The sequence below is a fragment of the Pseudomonas sp. RP-B7 genome, from assembly GCF_059803535.1.
The window spans coordinates 56630-75522 of the sequence record NZ_JAPFHC010000020.1 but is presented as its reverse complement, the minus strand read 5'-3'; the positions used below and the strand labels follow the sequence as shown (position 1 = coordinate 75522).

The window sequence follows — 18893 nt, the reverse complement described above, 5'->3', positions numbered from 1 at the left end:
CGGGCTTGCTCGCGAATGCGGTGTATCAGTCGACAAATCCGCTGACTGGCACGCCGTCTTCGCGAGCAAGCCCGCTCCCACACACAAGCCCGCGCCCACCTTTTACAACTGCGTTAATCAAGATCGCTGGCGTCATGGCGCTCGGCCAGTTGCTCATGGGGCTCACCGGAAACCCGGTTCACCCTACGCCCACGCTGCACCGCCGGCCGTGCATCAATCGCATCGGCCCAGCGTTGCACATGCTTGTATTCATGCACCGACAAAAACTCCGCCGCACCGTACAAACGGCCTTTGACCAAACCACCGTACCAAGGCCAGATCGCAATATCGGCGATGGTGTATTCATCTCCGGCAATGTACTCGCTGACTGCCAGGCGCTGGTCCAGCACGTCGAGTTGACGCTTGGTTTCCATGGCAAAGCGGTTGATCGCGTATTCCATCTTGCTCGGCGCATACGCATAAAAATGCCCGAACCCACCGCCCAGGTATGGCGCGCTGCCCATCTGCCAGAACAACCACGACAGGCACTCCGCCCGGGCCGCCGGTTCAGTGGGGAAGAACGCACCGAACTTCTCGGCCAGGTATTGCAGGATCGCGCCGGACTCGAACACACGAATCGGCGTGGCGCCGCTGCGGTCCTGCAAGGCCGGGATCTTGGAGTTCGGGTTGAGGCCGACAAACCCGCTGCCGAACTGGTCGCCGTCACCGATCTTGATCAGCCAGGCGTCGTATTCCGCACCGCTGTGCCCCAGGGCCAGCAGCTCTTCGAGCAGGATCGTGACCTTCTGCCCGTTGGGCGTGGCCAGGGAATACAACTGCAACGGGTGTTTGCCCACCGGCAGTTGTTTCTCATGGGTAGCACCGGCGATGGGCCGGTTGATGCTGGCGAAGGTGCCGCCGTTTTCGGTGTCCCAGGTCCATACTTTCGGGGGTACGTAGTCGGTCATGCTGACTGCTCCATAGGCGTTTACGATCAACGAATTCGTAGGCCATCTTACCCATTGACGTCCGATATTGCGCAGGCCTATCGCCTGCCCTTACTCTCTTGGGCCAATGACGTTGTGAGCAATGGAGGCTTCATGAAATTGATCGGCATGCTGGACTCGCCCTACGTACGCCGCGTGGCCATTTCCCTGGAGTTGTATGGGGTGGCATTCGAGCATCAATCGCTGTCGGTGTTCAGCACCTTCAACGAATTCTCCCAGATCAACCCGGTGGTCAAGGCCCCGACCCTGGTGCTGGACGATGGCACGGTGTTGATGGATTCGAGCCTGATCCTGGATTACCTGGAAAACCTGGCCCCGGCCGACAAAAAGCTGCTGCCCCAGGCCCCAAAGGCACGCGCCCATGACTTGCAAGTGCTGGGCCTGGCGCTGGCGGCCTGCGAGAAGAGCGTGCAGATCGTCTATGAACACAACCTGCGCCCCGCGGAGAAGTTGCACGCGCCATGGCTGGAGCGGGTCACGGGGCAATTGCTCGCGGCGTATTCGTTGCTGGACAAGCACGTGGCCGACAGTGACGCGCTGAACCAAGCCAGCCTTACGGCTGCGGTGGCGTGGTCGTTCAGCCAGTACACCGTGGCGTCGGTGGTCGATGCCCAGGCATTCCCCAACCTGCAACGCCTGGCCGAGCGGCTGGAGCAACACCCTGCCTTCAAGAAATACCCCATCGAATAAACACCCCCTATCCACCTGTAGGAGTGAGTTTGTGTGGGAGCGGGCTTGCTCGCGAAGGGGGAGTGTCAGTTACTGGATTTACCGACTGGTACACCGCCTTCGCGAGCAAGCCCGCTCCCACATGAGTGCTTTGTTGACTGGAAGATTGAGGATCAGACCCACCCACCATCCACGATAAAGTTCTGCGCCGAACACATCGCCGACGCATCCGAGGCCAGAAACAACGCCATGTCGGCGATATGTTCCGGCAGCACGCTGCCCGGCAGGCATTGGCTGCGGCTGATCAGTGCCTTGGCGTCATCATCGACCCACATCGCCAGTTGTTTCTCGGTCATCACCCAACCCGGCACCAAGGTGTTCACGCGGATCTGGCTCGGCCCCAGCTCTCGCGCCAACGCACGGGTCATGCCGTGGGCGGCAGCCTTGCTGGCGGCGTACACGGGGTAGCCGGCCGAGGCCATCATCCAGCCGACCGAACCGAGGTTGATGATCGCCCCGCCGCCCGCGCCTTTCATCATCGGCACTACGGCCTTGGCGGCGAAGAAAGCGTGCTTGAGGTTCACCGAGATGAGCCGGTCGAAGGTGTCCGAGTCGACCTCTTCCAGGGTGTGACGCACGTCATTGGCGGCATTGTTCACCAGCACGGTGATCGGCCCCAGGGAGTGTTCGAAACGCGCGATGGCGGCCTTATAGGCGATCTCGTCAGTGATGTCGCACTGCACGAATTCCACCGTATGCCCCCGTGAGCTCAACAACGCCGCCAGGCGTTCGCCCTGGCTTTGGGCGCGGTCCACAAAGCCGACCTTGGCACCCTGGGCGGCAAACGCGCGCACCATGAATTCACCAATGCCCGAGGCGCCGCCGGAAATCAGCACGGTCTTGCCTTCAAGGTCGGGGTAAACGGCGTGTGTGGTGGTCATAAAATGCTGCCTCGTCTAATTAGTCTTATTTTATTTTGCAAAAACCTGTTTAAAGGCTATAAATTCGCTGTCCAACAGACAAAATATCGCACATTAGTAGAACTATTCCACTCAAAACAACAAAAGGAAGTTCGACCATGAAGCACCCTCGATACCTGCTTTCGGGCCTGGCCATGTCCATGCTGATCGCCAGTGGCGGCACCCAGGCGGCAGGCCTGAGCAGCGAGCACAAACCCTTCGGTAAAACCAACGACGGCACCGCCGTCGAACAGTACATCCTGCGCAACAGCCATGGCATGCAAGCCACGGTGATCACCTACGGCGGCGTGTTGCAGGCGCTCAAGGTGCCGGACAAACACGGCAAGGTCGAAGACGTGGTGCTCGGCTTCGACGATGTGCAGGGCTACCAGGCCGGCACGGCGTTTTTCGGCGCGACCATCGGGCGCTTCGGCAATCGCCTGGCCGGCGGCGCGTTTGAACTCGACGGCAAGCGCTACCAAGTGCCGCTCAACGACGGCCCCAACGCGTTGCACGGCGGCGCCCAGGGCTTTGACAAACATGTGTGGACCGCCACGCCAATCAAGGCCAAGGACTCGGTGGGCGTGACCCTCACCTACCTGTCCAAGGACGGCGAGATGGGCTTCCCCGGCAACCTCAAGACCGAAGTCACCTACCGCCTCAACGACAACAACGAACTGCACATCGACTACAAGGCCACCACCGACAAACCCACGGTGCTCAACCTGACCAACCACAGCTACTTCAACCTGGCCGGCGCGGGTAATGGCGACATTCTCAAGCAGGTCGCCACCCTGCACGCCAGCCATTACACGCCGGTGAATGCCACCCTGATCCCGACCGGCGAACTAGCGCCCGTCAAGGGCACGCCGATGGACTTCCTCACGCCGACGCCGATTGGGCAGCGCATCAAGGACGATCATCCGCAGCTCAAGTTTGCCGAGCCCAAGAGCGGTGGGTTTGATTTCAACTGGGCGCTGGATAGCAAGGGCGACGTGAAAAAACTGGCGGCCGAAGTGCGTGATCCTGAGTCGGGACGGCGCTTGCAGCTGTTTACCACGGAGCCCGGGGTGCAGTTTTATACCAGCAACTTCCTCGATGGTTCGGTGAAGGGTAAAGCCGGCAAGACGTATCTGCATTGGAGTGGGTTTACGTTGGAGACCCAGCATTTTCCGGATGCGCCCAACCAGCCGAACTTTGCATCCACCCGCCTGAACCCAGGCCAGACCTACACCCAGAACACCATTTTCAGATTCACCGCGGACTAAAACTGTGGGAGCGGGCTTGCTCGCGAATGCGGTGTGTCAGTCAACACATTTGAATCTGATACACCGCATTCGCGAGCAAGCCCGCTCCCACATTTGGTTCCTCACATGGCTTGGAGTCAGCGTTGTTTCATGCGGTCGATGACGACTGCCAGCAACAGGATCGAGCCACGGATGACGTACTGGTAGAACGTGTCGATGTTCTTCAGGTTCATCGCATTCTCGATGATCGCCAGGATCAACACCCCGGCAATCACGTGACGGATCATGCCCACCCCACCACTCAACGACACCCCGCCCAGCACGCAGGCCGAGATCACGGTCAGCTCGAAGCCCTGGCCAATCATCGGCTGGCCAGAGGTCATGCGTGACGCCAGGATCACCCCGGCCAGCGCGCCGATCAGGCCGTGCACGGCGAAGATCAGGATCTTGGTGCGATCCACGTTCACCCCGGCCAGCAGCGCGGCCTCCGGGTTGCCGCCAATGGCCATGGTGTTGCGCCCGTAGGTGGTGTAGTTGAGCAGCCAGCCGAAGAACAGGAAACACAGGATGGTGATCAGGATCGGCACTGGCACGCCCAGCAACTGGCCGTTGCCGAACACGAAGAACTGTTCCTGGGACACGCCCACCGCCTTGCCATTGGCAAAGATGTAGGCCAGGCCGCGCACGATCTGCATGGTCGCCAAGGTGGTGATCAGCGCGTTGACCCGCAACTTGGCGATGACGATGCCGTTGATCAGCCCGACAACCAGGCCCATCAGCAATGCCGCGCCTATGCCGAGCAACACGCTGTCGGTATCGCGCATCACGATGGCCGCGACCACCCCGGCACAGGCAATTACCGAGCCCACCGACAGGTCGAAGTGCCCGGACGCCAGGCAGAACAGCATGGTGCAGGCGGCGATGCCCACGGTGGAAATCGCCAGGCCCAGGCCGCGCATGTTCAGCGGTGAAAGGAAGTTGTCGATAAGCAAGGCGCACAGCAAAAAGATGCTCACCGCCGCCAGCAGCATCGCCCAGTTGTCGAGCAGTGCGCGCACATCCAGGGGTTTGCGTGCCGTGGGCAGCGTGTTGTGTTGAGTGGTCATGGTTCTCTCTCAGTTCGCCAGGCTGCGCGGCAGGGCCAGTTGCAGCAGGTTGGATTCAGTGGCGTGCGCGCGGGTTTGTTCGCCGCGCAGCGCGCCTTCGCACAGCACCAGGATGCGGTCGCTGATGCCCATCACTTCCATCAGGTCGCTGGACACCACGATCACCGCAATGCCCTGGGCTGCGAGGTTATGGATGATCTGGTAGATCTCGGCCTTGGCGCCGATATCGATACCGCGGGTGGGTTCGTCGAGCAGCAGCACCTTCATCGGCATCGACAGCCAGCGGCCGAGAATGGCCTTCTGTTGGTTGCCGCCGGAGAGGTACATGATCTTCTGCTCGGCATTCGGCGTCTTGACCTTCATCGCCTTGATCTGGTGCTCGGCGTTGCCCTTTTCCCAGCCGTCACGCAACAACCAGCCGAACGCCGAATGGGCGCCACGGGCGCTGATGTTGATGTTCTCGGCGACGCTGGACAGCGGGATGATGCCTTCCTTTTTACGGTCTTCCGGGCACAGCAGCACCCCGGCGGCGATGGCATCGCGCGGTGAGCGCAGTTGCAGCGGCGCGCCGCACAGCTCCAGGCGACCGGCGCTGGTGCGCTCTAAACCGCTGAGCAGGCGCAACAGTTCGGTGCGCCCTGCCCCGACCAGGCCGAACAGCCCGAGAATCTCGCCCTTGCGCACGTCAAAGCTGATCGGTTCACGCAAGCCAGGGCCTTGTAAACCGTCGACCTTCAACGCCACTTCGCCGTGGTCACGCGGGCGGTAATCGTAGATGTCCTGGATGTCGCGCCCGACCATGCACGTCACCAACTGGTCATGGGTCAGCGCGCTCATGTCGTCGAAGGTGCGCACGAAGCGGCCGTCCTTGAACACCGTCACCGCGTTGCAGATGCGGAACACTTCTTCCATGCGGTGCGACACGTAGAGCACCACTTTGCCCTCGTCGCGCAGGCGCGTGATGATCGCCATCAAGCGGTCGATCTCCCGCGCCGACAGGCTGCTGGTGGGTTCGTCAAACGCGATCACATGCGCGCCACGGGACAGCGCCTTGGCGATTTCCACCAGTTGGCGCTGGCCCAGGGACAGGCGGCCGAGTTTTTCGGCCGGGTCGATTTCATCCGCCAGGCCCTTGAGGCAAGCGAGGGCCTGCTGGCGCAGCAGGCCCCGATTGACCACGCCGAACCGCGACGGCAAATGCCCGAGGAACAGGTTTTCGGCGACGGTCATTTCCGGCACCAGGTGCAGCTCTTGGTGGATCACCGCCACACCGTTGGCGATGCTGTCGGCGGCGCATTTGAAGGCCATGGTCTGCGCGCCGATCTGCACTGTGCCGCTGCTTGGGATGTAGGCGCCGCCAAGGATTTTCAGCAGCGTCGACTTGCCCGCGCCGTTCTCGCCCATCAGGGCGTGCACCTGCCCGGGGTGGGCGGTAAAGCTGATGCCATCCAGCGCCTTGACCCCGGGAAAGGTCTTGCCGATGCCGTCAAAGCGCAGGGCCGCAGCGGTCATTGCCACAACCCGATTTTGGTCAGTTCTTCCTTGAAGTTGTCGCGGGTGATCAGCGTCACTTCATCCATGGCGGTGTACTTCGGCGGTTCCGTGCCCTTGGTGACCCAGTCGAACATCATTTTCGCGGTGTTGTAGCCCTCGATATGCGGGCTCGGCAGCATCGAACCGAAGAAACCACTGTCAGGCTTTTTCAGCTCGCCGATGGCGTCGGTGCCGTTGATACCGATGCCGATCACGTTGGCCGCCTTGAAGCCGGCGCTTTCGGTGGCGCGCACGCCGCCAAGCACGGTGTTGTCGTTCATGCCGCCGATGATCAGGTTTTTCGCGCCACTGGGCAGCTTGACCAGGGCCGAGTTGGTAGCGTCCATACTGCCCGGCACGTCGAGGGTTTTCAGGGCGGCGGTGAGGATGTGGTCCTTGGGAAGGCCGGCTTCTTCCAGGGATTTGATCGAACCGTCGGTGCGTTTTTTACCGGTGTCGAGTTCGTTGAAGGTGTTGATCACCGCGTAGGTGTCTTTCCAGTCCCAGCCACGTTTTTTCGCTTCGGCCGCCATGGCCGCGCCCTGTTTCTGGCCAACTTCGAAGGCCGCCATGCCCAGGTACGGCACGTCTTCCATAAAGGCGCCCTTGGCATCGACGAAGCGATCATCCACGGCAATCACTTTGAGGCCGTTGGCCTTGGCCTTGGCGACGATGGCCGGGCCGAGGGACACATCCGGCGGGCAGATCACAAAGCCCTTGGCGCCGTTGGCCGCGAGGCTGTCGATGGCCGAAAGGGTTTTCTCGCCATCGGGCACGGCGATCTTGATCACGGTAAATCCATGGTCCTTGCCGGCTTTTTCGGCGAAGGCCCATTCGGTCTGGAACCACGGTTCTTCAGCCTGCTTGACCAGAAAGCCGATCTTCACTTCTTCAGCGGCCAGTAACAGCCCACTCAAGCTCATGGCCGAGACCGCTACGGCGGCGGCGCACAGGGAACGGATACCACGACGACGATTCATAGGGTGACTCCTTGTTGTTGTTTTTAGGTAGAACGGTTCTTGTGGCGCGGGCGCTTGCTCCCTGGCCACAGTTCAGGCTCGCTCGTTATCCGGCGAAACGCGTGCAAGGCTTTCCGGGTACATCCACTTCCATTGCCAGCACGGCACCGTCCAACGGGTGATCCAAAGGGCTGGCGGCACTGGTGATATACAGGGTGGTAAGGTCCGGCCCACCGAACACACAACTGGTGGGACGGCTGACAGGCAGTTCAATGATGCGGTCCACCTCCCCATCTGGCGCGATACGCAGCAGGCAACTGCCATCCCAGCGCGCATTCCACAGGTAGCCTTCAACGTCCATCGCCGAGCCGTCCGGCACGCCACGTGCGTGGGCGCCGAACCACGCCTGCGCGGGGTCGAGCTGGCCGTCCGGCCGGATTGCAAACTGGTACAGCGTGCGGTCCATGCTGTCGCCGAAGTGCACCAGGCTGGCATCCTCGTTCCACAGCAGGGTGTTGGGGATGCCCAAGCCGCCGAGCAACGGCGTGACCTGCGCATCGGCATCGATACGAAACAGGCCGCCGGAACGGCGCGTAATCGGCAGGTCTTCACCCTGTTCGCCGATGTTGTTCTGCATGGTGCCCAGCCACAGGCGCCCCCGGGCATCGCAGCGCGCCTCATTGCTGCGGTTGCCCGGCTGCGGGTCGGCGACGCACAACAACGTCAGGGCTTCGGTGACCAGATCCAGGCGATACACACCACTGCTCAACGTCACCAACGCATCGCCGCGCTCACACGGGATGAACGCCGAGACATGCTCGGGCAACTGCCACACCTGCAACTGCCCGCCCATCAGGCGCAGCGCCTGCTTGCCGGCGATATTGACCCAGTACAGCGCCTGGGTGGGCACGTCCCAGAACGGACTCTCCCCCAGTTGCGCACGGTGTGCGGTAACGGCGTGAAACGACATGTTGCCTCCTGGATTGTTGTTGTTCTCAGGTCTGCGTCTTACAGCGGGTCACGCGATGGCGTGCCATCCACCAACCGCTGGATACGCAACGGGTTGGCGTTTTTCAACGCGTCGGGCAGCAGGCTATCAGGGTAGTTCTGGAAGCACACGGGGCGCAGGAAGCGGTCGATGGCCAGGGTGCCGACCGAGGTGCCACGGGCATCGGACGTTGCCGGGTACGGGCCGCCATGTACCATCGAGTCGCAGACTTCGACGCCGGTGGGGTAACCGTTGAGCAGGATGCGCCCGACTTTCTGTTCCAGCAGCGGCGTGAGTTCGGCGAACTGTTGCAGGTCATTCGGTTCGCCAATGAGGGTCGCGGTGAGCTGGCCATGCAGGCCGTGCAAAGCGGCACTGAGCTGAGCCTGATCAGCCACTTCGACAAACACCGTGGTGGGGCCGAAGACTTCTTCCTGCAACACTTCATCGCCGTCGATCAACAGGCGCACATCAGCCTTGAACAGCTGCGGCTGCGCCTGATTGCCCGCCTGCGGGTTGCCCGCCAGATGCTCGATGCCGGGGTGTGCGAGGAGTTTTTCCAGGCCCTTGCCATAACTGCCCAGGGTGCCGGCGTTGAGCATGGTTTGTGCCGGTTGATCGCCGATCAATTGCGCCACTTGTTGGGTGAACGCGGTGAAGGCTGGCGAGGCGATACCGATCACCAAGCCAGGGTTGGTGCAGAACTGGCCGCAGCCCTGCACCACCGAGGCGGTCAGGTCGCGGGCGATGGTTTCGGCGCGGGCTTTGAGCGCCTCGGGCAGCACGAGCACCGGGTTGATGCTCGACATCTCGGCAAACACCGGGATCGGTTGCGGCCGCGCCGCCGCCATGTCGCACAACGCACGCCCGCCCTTGAGCGAGCCGGTAAAGCCCACGGCCTGGATCGCCGGGTGCTTGACCAGCGCCTCGCCGACGCCCGCGCCAAAGATCATGTTGAACACACCGGCCGGCATGCCGGTGGCTTCGGCGGCGCGGATAATCGCGTCTGCCACGCGCTCGGCGGTCGCCATGTGCCCGCTGTGGGCCTTGAACACCACCGGGCAGCCTGCGGCCAGCGCAGCCGCGGTATCACCGCCGGCCGTGGAAAACGCCAGGGGAAAGTTGCTCGCACCAAACACGGCGACCGGGCCCAGGCCAATGCGGTATTGACGCAGGTCCGGGCGCGGCAGTGGCTGGCGCTCCGGCAACGCCTTGTCGATGCGTGCGCCGTAGAAATCACCGCGCCGCAGCACACTGGCGAACAGGCGCATCTGGCCGCTGGTGCGCCCGCGCTCGCCTTTGATGCGGGCAGCGGGCAGCGCGGTTTCGCGGCAGACCAGCTCGACAAAATCATCGCCCAACGCATCCAGCTCTTCGGCGATCGCATCGAGGAACTGCGCACGCCGCGCCGCGCTCAATCCACGGTAGGCCGGGTAGGCCTGCGCGGCGGCCTTGGCGGCGGCGTCAACTTCCTGCGCGGTGGCCTGGTAAAAATCCTGGGGCAAGGCTTCGCCGGTGCTGGCGTCGACGCTCTTGAGTGTGACGCTGCCGTTGGCGCTGCGCTGGCCGCCGATGTAGTTGTGGCCGAGAAACTGGGACATGAGGGGCTCCTTAAAGGGTGAGGACGTGGCCGGGTTCGAATGCCGCATCGCTGCTGCCGACGCTATTGACCAACGGCGCACCGAATTCGGCCTGGCTGATCTCGAACACATCCCCCGGTTGGGTACGTATACCGTCGGCGAATGACAACGTGGCGGTGCCGAAGAAGTGGACGTGCACATCGCCCGGTGTGAGGAACTGGCGGTACTTGAAGTGGTGGTATTCGAGGTTTTCCAGGCTGTGGCACATGTTGGCCTCGCCGCTGAGGAACTCGTTCTGCCAGATCACTTCACCGTTGCGCAGGATGCGACTGCTGCCCGACAAATGCGCGGGCAGCTCGCCGATGCGCAGCTCGGGGCCGTAGCTGCAACTGCGCAGTTTGGAATGGGCCAGGTACAGGTAGTTCTTGCGCTCCATCACGTGGTCGGAGAACTCGTTGCCCACCGCGAAGCCGACGCGATAAGGCCGGCTGTCCGGGCCGATGACGTAGAGGCCGCCGATTTCCGGCTCTTCACCGGCGTCTTCGGCAAAGGGTGGCACCGGGAACGCGGCGCCGGGGCGCACGACAATGCTGCCGTCACCCTTGTAGAACCACTCCGGTTGCACACCCGCCTGGCCGGCCGCGGGTTTGCCGCCCTCCACGCCCCATTTGAAGATGCGCATGGTGTCGGTCAGGGCGGTGTCGTCACCGGCCTGGTGCATCTTGTCGCGGGCCGAGGCGCTGCCCAGGTGGGTCAGGCCGGTGCCGCTGATAAGCATGTGAGCGGGGTCGGGGTGATCCAGCGGTGGCAGGATTTTCAGCGCGGCGAGCAATGCCGCGTAATCGTGGCTGGCACCCAGGCCCAGGCTGTTCACGTGTTGCGCCAGGCCGACGCCGGCTTCGATGGCGGCCAGGGCCAATTCCCGCACGCTGCGGGCGCCCTGCACTTCGCGCAATTGCGCGCCCTGCACCACGCCGACCCGACGCTCACTGTTGTGCACTTCAAACTGAACTAAACGCATGCCTTTTCTCCTTGAATCAAGTACGTGTGGCGCCACGGGCGCTGGCGGCAAATTGGTCGGCGGGTAGCACGTGCTTGCGTTCCAGCAGGCGGTAGACCACGCCGGTCAGCAGCAGGCCGAACACCATCACAGCGGACAGGAAGTACAGGCCCGAAGCGAGGTTGCCGGTGTATTCCTTGAGCGCACCGATCACGAACGGGCCGATATAGCCGCCGAGGTTGCCCACCGAGTTGATCAACGCAATGCCCGCCGCCGCGCTGGCCCCCGCAAAGAAGCGCCCCGGCAAGGTCCAGAACACTGCCGTGCAGGAAAACATCGCGAATGCCGCCAGGCACAGCGCGGCCATTTGCAGCACCGGCACACTGAGCGAGGCACTGAAGAACAACCCGATGGCACCCAGTACGTAGAGCACCGCAAGGTGGCCGTAGCGGTCGTTCAAGCGGTCGGAACTGCGCGGGATAATCAGCAGGCCGATAATGCCGAAGAGGTAAGGCACGGCGGAGATGAAACCCGTGGTGAGGTCGCTGCCGCCGAACTGCTTGATCAGGGTCGGCAGCCACAGGCCCAGCCCGTAGATGCTCAGGGTCACCGGCAGGTAGAACAGCGCCAGCAGCAACACGCGTTTGTCTTTCAAGGCATGCAGCGGGTTGCCGTGGCGGGTCTGGCCGTAGGTTTGCAGGTCTTTGTTCAATTCGCCGGTAAGCCAGGCCTTCTCGTCGGCGCTCATCCAGCTGACCTGCTTGGGGCCGTCCGGCAGGAAGCGCAGCACCGGCCAGGTCAACAGGATCGCCGGGGTGCCGATGACGATGAACAGCCACTGCCAGCCGTGCAGGCCGAGGATGCCGTCCATGCCCAGCAAACCACCGGACACCGGGCCGGTGATCATCATTGCGATGGGCTGGGAGAGGATGAACAACCCGAGGATCTTGCCGCGATGGCGCACCGGGAACCACTGGGTGATGTAGTACAGAACGCCAGGGAAGAACCCCGCCTCCGCCGCGCCGAGCAGAAAGCGCATCACATAGAAGCTGTGCGGGCCCTGCACAAAGGCCATGCCGATGGTGATCGTGCCCCAGGTGATCATGATCCGCGCAAACCAGCGCCGTGCGCCGAAGCGGTCGAGCATCAGGTTGCTGGGGATCTCGAACAGGAAGTAGCCAATAAAGAACAGCCCCGCGCCCAGGCCATAGGCGGCGTCGCCGATGCCGACGTCGGCGCCCATGTGCAACTTGGCGAAGCCCACGGCGGAACGGTCCACGTAGGCGATCAGGTACAGCAGGATCAGGAAGGGAATCAGTTTCAGCGTGATGCGCCGAATAAGCCGCAGTTCCTGGCTCATGGGTCGATCTCCGGATTGTTGTTTTTATAGAAGCTCGGGGGACGCCTCTCGCGAAAATCCGCCAGGGTCATACCTCAGTTGAGAAAGACTATATAGTAGGACTATTTGCAAAACAACTCTTCCAAAGCAGCGATTTTGCGCTTATGTTTAAGCACGCATAGAACATATAGTCATACAATAAGAGAATCGATCATGTCTGATAAAAAGCCCGGCCTACGCTCCGCCCAGTGGTTTGGTACTGCCGACAAGAACGGCTTCATGTACCGCAGCTGGATGAAGAACCAGGGCATTGCCGACCATCAGTTCCATGGCAAACCGATCATCGGCATCTGTAATACGTGGTCGGAGTTGACCCCGTGCAACGCGCATTTCCGCCAGATCGCCGAGCACGTCAAACGCGGCGTGATCGAGGCCGGTGGCTTCCCGGTGGAATTCCCGGTGTTCTCCAATGGCGAATCCAACCTGCGCCCTACCGCCATGCTCACGCGCAACCTGGCGAGCATGGACGTGGAGGAAGCGATTCGCGGCAACCCGATTGACGGCGTGGTGCTGCTGACCGGCTGCGACAAGACCACCCCCGCCCTGCTGATGGGCGCCGCCAGTTGCGACGTGCCAGCCATCGTGGTCACCGGCGGGCCAATGCTCAACGGCAAGCACAAGGGCCAGGACATCGGTTCGGGCACAGTGGTCTGGCAGCTCAGCGAACAGGTCAAGGCCGGCACGATTACCCTGGACGATTTCCTCGCGGCCGAGGGCGGCATGTCGCGTTCGGCGGGCACCTGCAACACCATGGGCACCGCCTCGACCATGGCCTGCATGGCCGAGGCGCTGGGTACTTCCCTGCCCCACAACGCGGCGATTCCGGCGGTGGATGCGCGACGTTATGTGTTGGCGCACATGTCTGGCATGCGTGCGGTGGAGATGGTGCGTGAAGACTTGAAGCTGTCGAAGATCCTCACCAAAGAGGCGTTTGAAAACGCGATCCGTGTGAACGCGGCCATCGGCGGTTCGACCAACGCGGTGATTCACCTCAAAGCCATCGCCGGACGCATCGGCGTCGAACTCGACCTGGACGACTGGACCCGCATGGGCCGCGGCATGCCGACCATCGTCGACTTGCAGCCGTCGGGGCGCTTCCTGATGGAAGAGTTCTACTACGCCGGCGGCCTGCCCGCCGTGTTGCGCCGCCTCGGTGAAGCCAACCTGATCCCGCATCCGAATGCGCTGACCGTGAACGGCAAGTCCCTCGGCGAGAACACCAAGGACTCACCGATCTACGGCAGAGATGAAGTGATCCGCACCCTCGACAACCCGATCCGCGCCGACGGCGGCATTTGCGTCTTGCGCGGCAACCTGGCGCCGCTGGGTGCGGTGCTCAAGCCGTCGGCCGCCAGCCCGGAACTGATGCAGCATCGCGGCCGTGCGGTGGTGTTCGAGAACTTCGACATGTACAAGGCACGCATCAACGACCCGGAACTGGACGTGGATGCCAACTCGATTCTGGTCATGAAGAACTGCGGGCCGAAGGGGTACCCGGGCATGGCCGAGGTGGGCAACATGGGCTTGCCGGCCAAGCTGCTGGCCCAGGGCGTGACGGACATGGTGCGGATTTCCGACGCGCGCATGAGCGGCACCGCGTACGGCACCGTGGTCTTGCACGTGGCGCCGGAAGCGGCGGCTGGCGGGCCGTTGGCCACGGTGCAGGAAGGTGACTGGATCGAGCTGGACTGCGCCAACGGCCGCCTGCACCTGGACATCCCCGACGCCGAACTGGCGGCGCGCATGGCCGATCTTGCACCGCCGCAGAAGCTGATCGTTGGCGGCTATCGCCAACTGTACATCGACCATGTACTGCAGGCGGACCAGGGTTGCGACTTTGACTTCCTGGTGGGCTGCCGAGGGGCGGAAGTCCCCCGGCATTCCCACTAATTGGGATGCTATGATGCGGCGTCTTTAAGCCAGAGCCTCCCCGTCGTTATGGATCACCAGCCGCCCAAGCCGCGCAAGAGCATGCATGCCCAGATCGTTCAGGACTTGGGCATGCACATCGTTTCCGGGCGCTTCAAGCCCGAAGAAAAGCTGCCCCTGGAGGCCACGCTCTGCGAGGAGTACAAGGTCAGCCGCTCGGTGTTGCGCGAGGCGACGCGGGTGCTCAGCGCCAAGGGCCTGGTGTATTCCAAGCCACGGGTCGGCGCGGTGGTACGGCCACGCTTGAAATGGCACCTGCTCGACCCGGACGTGCTGTCCTGGTTGATGCAGTCCACGCCCCACAGCGAATTCTTCAACACCCTGGCCGGTGTGCGGCGCATCCTCGAACCGGAAATCGCCGCCATGGCCGCGACCACGGCTACCGATGAAGACATCGCCACCATCGAAAAAGCCTACCTGGGTATGGAAACCGCGAAGACCCACGAGGAGCTGCTACAGGCCGACCTGGACTTCCACCGCGCCATCGCCGACGCCACGCGCAACGACCTGCTGGCCTACATGTGCAACATGCTGTCGTTGCCGCTGCGCGAATCAATCAACATCACCAACCGCCGCCCCGACATCCAGGGCCTGAGCCTGCCCCGGCACAAGGCGATCCTCACCGCGATCCAGAACCGCGACGCACTGGGTGCGCGGCATGCCTCTCTGGTGCAACTGGACGACACACGCGTAGCGCTGGACACCGTCATGAACGTCCTCACCCCCCTGTAGTGAGCAGGCTTGCCCGCGCTGGGTGGCGAAGCCGCCCCAAACGGTGCGCCGCGGTGTTTCAGAAAAACCGGGGGGGCTGGATTTGGGGCGGCTTCGCCGCCCGGCGCGGGCAAGCCCGCTCACTACGGGGTTTAGTGCAAGCGGTAGGTGTTGAGGACGGTGTCGGCGCCGTAATCCTGCTGGCTCCAGATCACCCGGTCGCTTTTGCCCTCAAACCCGCGCACGCCCATGTAGCCGTCCAACGCCAGGCGTTTCCAGGACTGGCCCCAGTCCTGGGAATAGAACACCGCGTCGGCCGAGATGTTCGCCTCACTCCACCAATACAGCCAACGCGGCGGACGGTGGCCGCTGTAGGTGTTGACCAGCAGGCTGTTGCGTCCTACCCACAGCCCGAACGCCCGGGTCTTGGCGGGCAGTGGGGAGAACACGTTGGGTAACTCGCCCAGGGGTTTCCAGGCCAGGCTGCCCGTGTCCAGCTCGGCGACCAGCGTGCGACCGCTGGAGCCCTGGTCGATCAGCCCGATCACACGACCGGCGCCGTTGTCGGCCAGTTCGGAGATATACAGGCCGTTGTCCCGCTGCAGGTTCTCCACTTGCCACTGCCCAGCCACGCGTTGCACCTGCACACGGGTGGTGACGCTGAACGCCAGGTTATCGCTCTTGCCATCGGGATGGCTGGCCCAATAACGCTGGGACACCCAGATAAACGCACGCTGCGGGCTGACTTGCAGGACGTGGGTGAGTTGGTCGACCGAGTCGCGCCACTCCTGGATGTCCGGATGCTGGCTGCGCACGTAGTCGGCGGTCACTGCCAGCGGCTCTGTCACCGTGATCGGCGTGCTGTGGGCACCGCCATCGGCGGAGTAAAACACCCCGGACAGCGGCTCGATGTCGTCGGCCCAGCGCCAGGCCCAGACCTCGTCCTTGCCGTAGAAGTACGGTGTGATCGTGGTGGCCGCACCGCTCACGTCAGGGAAAAACCCGTCGCGCAGCCACGCCCAGCTTTTGCCCTGGTCATCGCTGCGAAACACCACGTTCTGGGCGCCCCCATCGTCGGCCCGATAAATGTCCGTCAACAGCACAACCCTTGCACCGTCTGCACTCGTCACCAGGCACGCCGTGCCACTGACCTGCGCTACCGGCTTGAACACGCCGTCGGCATCCAGGCGCGCGATAACGCTGGTTTGGGACGTGTCCCGTGGTTTGCCGGCAACCAACCCATTCAGGTCGATGCGCTCGGCCGACGGCGCCAGCTGTTCATATTCATTTTCCACACGCCCCACCAGCCACGTGCCCTGGGCGGTCACCACCACCCCGGTGCAGTCCTTGGCGACCGCCCGTGGCCGCACGCCGGGCAAGGTGCCGAGGGTCTGTTGAGCGGGGCTGGCGCCGCCGATTTGCTGGGTGGCGCTGATGAGAATCCAGCAGTACCAGAGCGCCAGGACGACCACCAGCGTGAAAAGCACACGGGCTATCAGGGTTGAACGAGGCATGAGATGTCCATATCCGGGAAAATGGACATGCTTTTCTCATCGAATGGGGGTGGACGTAAATGCTTATCGGCGGGGATTTGTCAGGGGTGTGACGCGGCTTGCAATTGGCTGCAAGCCGCGCGGGGTTTTACAGGGTGTAGGCGATGCCGACCTGGACGGTGCGGGGGGCACCGGGGTAGGCGTAGAAGTTGCCGAATGCACCTTCTTCATAGTCGCGGTTGAACAGGTTTTTCACGTCGAGGTTGAGGCGTACTTTGTCGTTGACCTTGTAGTAGCCAAGCAGGTCGACGACGGTGTAGGCATCCATGGCGAACGAGGTGTTTGCCGTCTGGCCTGCGCGCTCATCCACGTATTTGGCACCTGCACCCAGGCCAAGGCCCTTCAGCGTGCCGTCCTGGAACTCGTACACGTTGAGCAGGCTGAAGCTGTTGCGCGGGATGTTCATCAGGCGGGTGCCGGAGCGGAGCGTGGTGTCCTTAGTGACTTCGGCGTCTACATAGGCATAGCCGCCGATGACCCGCCATTGCGGCGTAAGGTTGCCCGCCACGTTGAGATCGAAACCACGGCTGCGTACCTGGCCTGCGGCAACGCTGAAGGCCGAATCCACCGGGTCGGTGGCGAGGACGTTTTTCTTCTCGATCTGATAGATCGCGGCATCGACGCTCAGCTGGCGATCCAGTGCTTCCCACTTCACACCCATCTCATAGGACTTGCCCTTCTCCGGCTCGAACCCGCCACCGACGCGGGCCGCGCCGGTGTTTGGCTTGAACGAACGCGCAGCGTCGGCGTAGATCGCTACGGTGTCGGTGAGGTCGTAGGTCACACCCACGCGCGGAGTGACCGCGTTGTCCGCGGCGCTCCAGGGTTTGACACCGCTCACATAGCTTTCGTAGTCATGTTCGAAGCGCTCGAAACGCGCGCCGGCCAGCACTTTCAGGCGCTCGGTGAGCGCAACCTGGTCCTGCACGAATGCGGCGTAAGTCTTGAGGTTTTCCTTGTCATGGGTCGGTGTGCGGGTGAGCGGCGGACGTGCCTGGCCGTAGACCGGATCGAAGATGTCGATGGGGTAAGTGCCAGCCGCCGCACTGGAGCGCTGGATGATCGATTTGTAGTCGTAGTTTTCAAATTCGACACCGGTCAGCAAGGTGTGCTCGAAGCCGCCTGCGGAGAAATGCCCGGTGAGGTTGAGCTGGGTGTCTTTGTCGGTCCATTCCAGCTTGCGGTAGTTGAAGTTGCGTTGCAGGGTGCGACCGTCGGCGTTCAGGCTGGCGGGACCGTTGGCCTCAATAGCATTGCCCTGCAACGTCCCATCCAACCACTGGAATCCACCGCCCAAGGTCCAGTTCTCATTCAGCAGATGCTCAAAGCGCAACTGCGCCATGCTGTTGTCGTTGTGCAGCTTGCCCACATCCTTGTCGCCCCAGAACGTATCGCGGGACGCGGTGCCTTTTTGATTGGCGAAGCGCGTCAGGCCACGGTCCAGCGGGTGGTTGTTGCGCATGAAGTCGCCTTCGAAGATCACCTTGGTGTCGTCGCTGGCCTGCCAGGTGATCACTGGCGTCACGCCGTAGCGCTCGGTTTCCACATGATCACGAAAGGTCTCGCCGCCCTCGCCCACCACGTTCAGGCGATAGGCCAAGCGGCCTTCGTCATCCAGCGGGCCGGAGGCGTCGAGGGTGCCGCGCTTCATGCCTTGGTCATTCAGTTGGCTGCCCAGGGTCACGGTGCGCTCGGGCAGTGGTTGCTTGGACACCACATTGAAGGTGCCGCCTGGGTCGCCACGGCCGTAAAGCATAGTGGCCGGGCCGCGCAGTACTTCGAGGCGTTCGATGGTGTTGGCGTCCGGCATGTTCGGGTAGCCACGGTTGATCGGGAACCCGTTGCGGTAGAACTCGCCGGTGGTGAAACCGCGCACAGTGAAGGTAGTGAGGCCCTGGCCGCCGAAGTTGTTGGCACGCCCGACGCCGCCGGCGTAGTCCAGCGCGTCTTGCAGACGGGTGGCGCCGATGTCTTCGACGGCATCCTTGGTCACTACGCTGATGGATTGCGGGGTTTCATGGATCGAGGTGTCGGTGCGCGTCGCACTGGCGGAACGTGTGGCGAGGTATCCCTTGACCGGGCCTTGGGCGGTCTCGTAGTCCGCGGTGCCGGTGATGGAGGTGGCTTGCAACTCCACGCTGGCTTTGTCGGTCGGGGCGACTTCTGCCCAGGTGACGGGGGAAAACGCCTGAAGCACACAAATGGAAACCAGGGTACGACGCATGAATGATGAACCTAGTGAATGAGCCAAATGGAGCGGCATAGCTGCCAGAT

15 protein-coding genes are annotated in these 18893 nt (G+C 62.7%); 4 read left to right on the top strand and 11 right to left on the bottom strand.

The window, feature by feature from the left end:
- Window positions 1-113 precede the first annotated feature (113 nt).
- On the bottom strand, window positions 114-947 hold the full coding sequence (gene yghU, locus OPU96_RS18615; RefSeq protein ID WP_192300912.1) for a glutathione-dependent disulfide-bond oxidoreductase: 834 nt from the start codon (window positions 945-947) through the stop codon (window positions 114-116).
- A 132-nt stretch (window positions 948-1079) separates the two neighbouring features.
- Between yghU and OPU96_RS18610 the strand changes: the two genes are divergently transcribed.
- The gene (locus OPU96_RS18610; RefSeq protein ID WP_226457364.1) at window positions 1080-1676 is read left to right on the top strand and encodes a glutathione S-transferase family protein; all 597 of its coding nucleotides are present in this window, start codon (window positions 1080-1082) and stop codon (window positions 1674-1676) included.
- A 152-nt stretch (window positions 1677-1828) separates the two neighbouring features.
- Here OPU96_RS18610 and OPU96_RS18605 read toward each other — a convergent pair whose 3' ends face one another.
- On the bottom strand, window positions 1829-2596 hold the full coding sequence (locus OPU96_RS18605; RefSeq protein ID WP_226457363.1) for an SDR family NAD(P)-dependent oxidoreductase: 768 nt from the start codon (window positions 2594-2596) through the stop codon (window positions 1829-1831).
- A 137-nt stretch (window positions 2597-2733) separates the two neighbouring features.
- On the opposite strand from OPU96_RS18605, the gene OPU96_RS18600 reads away from it, so the two are divergent.
- On the top strand, window positions 2734-3882 hold the full coding sequence (locus OPU96_RS18600; RefSeq protein WP_305392444.1) for an aldose epimerase family protein: 1149 nt from the start codon (window positions 2734-2736) through the stop codon (window positions 3880-3882).
- A 116-nt stretch (window positions 3883-3998) separates the two neighbouring features.
- Here OPU96_RS18600 and araH read toward each other — a convergent pair whose 3' ends face one another.
- From araH to OPU96_RS18565, 7 genes are all read right to left on the bottom strand, one after another.
- Window positions 3999-4967: an L-arabinose ABC transporter permease AraH gene (araH, locus tag OPU96_RS18595; protein WP_498559491.1), complete on the bottom strand. Its 969-nt coding sequence runs from the start codon at window positions 4965-4967 to the stop codon at window positions 3999-4001.
- A 9-nt stretch (window positions 4968-4976) separates the two neighbouring features.
- Window positions 4977-6479, bottom strand: coding sequence for an L-arabinose ABC transporter ATP-binding protein AraG (gene araG, locus OPU96_RS18590; protein ID WP_305392442.1), 1503 nt, complete (start codon window positions 6477-6479; stop codon window positions 4977-4979).
- Complete coding sequence (locus OPU96_RS18585) at window positions 6476-7480, bottom strand: substrate-binding domain-containing protein (RefSeq protein WP_498559490.1); 1005 nt, start codon at window positions 7478-7480, stop codon at window positions 6476-6478. Before OPU96_RS18585 ends, araG begins: the two co-directional genes overlap by 4 nt.
- Window positions 7481-7565: 85 nt before the next feature.
- Complete coding sequence (locus tag OPU96_RS18580; RefSeq protein WP_192300905.1) at window positions 7566-8429, bottom strand: SMP-30/gluconolactonase/LRE family protein; 864 nt, start codon at window positions 8427-8429, stop codon at window positions 7566-7568.
- Between the two features lie 38 nt (window positions 8430-8467).
- The gene (locus OPU96_RS18575) at window positions 8468-10048 is read right to left on the bottom strand and encodes an aldehyde dehydrogenase (NADP(+)) (protein WP_498559489.1); all 1581 of its coding nucleotides are present in this window, start codon (window positions 10046-10048) and stop codon (window positions 8468-8470) included.
- A 10-nt stretch (window positions 10049-10058) separates the two neighbouring features.
- Entirely contained in the window at window positions 10059-11048 is a 990-nt protein-coding gene (araD1, locus tag OPU96_RS18570; protein WP_226457800.1) for an AraD1 family protein, read from the bottom strand.
- Window positions 11049-11064: 16 nt separating this feature from the next.
- The gene (locus tag OPU96_RS18565) at window positions 11065-12387 is read right to left on the bottom strand and encodes an MFS transporter (protein WP_192300902.1); all 1323 of its coding nucleotides are present in this window, start codon (window positions 12385-12387) and stop codon (window positions 11065-11067) included.
- A gap of 192 nt (window positions 12388-12579) precedes the next feature.
- On the opposite strand from OPU96_RS18565, the gene OPU96_RS18560 reads away from it, so the two are divergent.
- Both OPU96_RS18560 and OPU96_RS18555 read left to right on the top strand, forming a co-directional pair.
- Complete coding sequence (locus tag OPU96_RS18560; RefSeq protein WP_192300901.1) at window positions 12580-14316, top strand: IlvD/Edd family dehydratase; 1737 nt, start codon at window positions 12580-12582, stop codon at window positions 14314-14316.
- Between the two features lie 48 nt (window positions 14317-14364).
- Window positions 14365-15087: a FadR/GntR family transcriptional regulator gene (locus OPU96_RS18555; protein ID WP_017739605.1), complete on the top strand. Its 723-nt coding sequence runs from the start codon at window positions 14365-14367 to the stop codon at window positions 15085-15087.
- A gap of 131 nt (window positions 15088-15218) precedes the next feature.
- Here the strand turns inward: OPU96_RS18555 and OPU96_RS18550 are convergent, their stop codons facing one another.
- Together OPU96_RS18550 and OPU96_RS18545 are read right to left on the bottom strand one after the other, a co-directional pair.
- Complete coding sequence (locus tag OPU96_RS18550; RefSeq protein WP_498559488.1) at window positions 15219-16580, bottom strand: hypothetical protein; 1362 nt, start codon at window positions 16578-16580, stop codon at window positions 15219-15221.
- Between the two features lie 127 nt (window positions 16581-16707).
- Complete coding sequence (locus OPU96_RS18545; RefSeq protein WP_498559487.1) at window positions 16708-18843, bottom strand: TonB-dependent siderophore receptor; 2136 nt, start codon at window positions 18841-18843, stop codon at window positions 16708-16710.
- Between the last annotated feature and the right edge of the window lie 50 nt (window positions 18844-18893).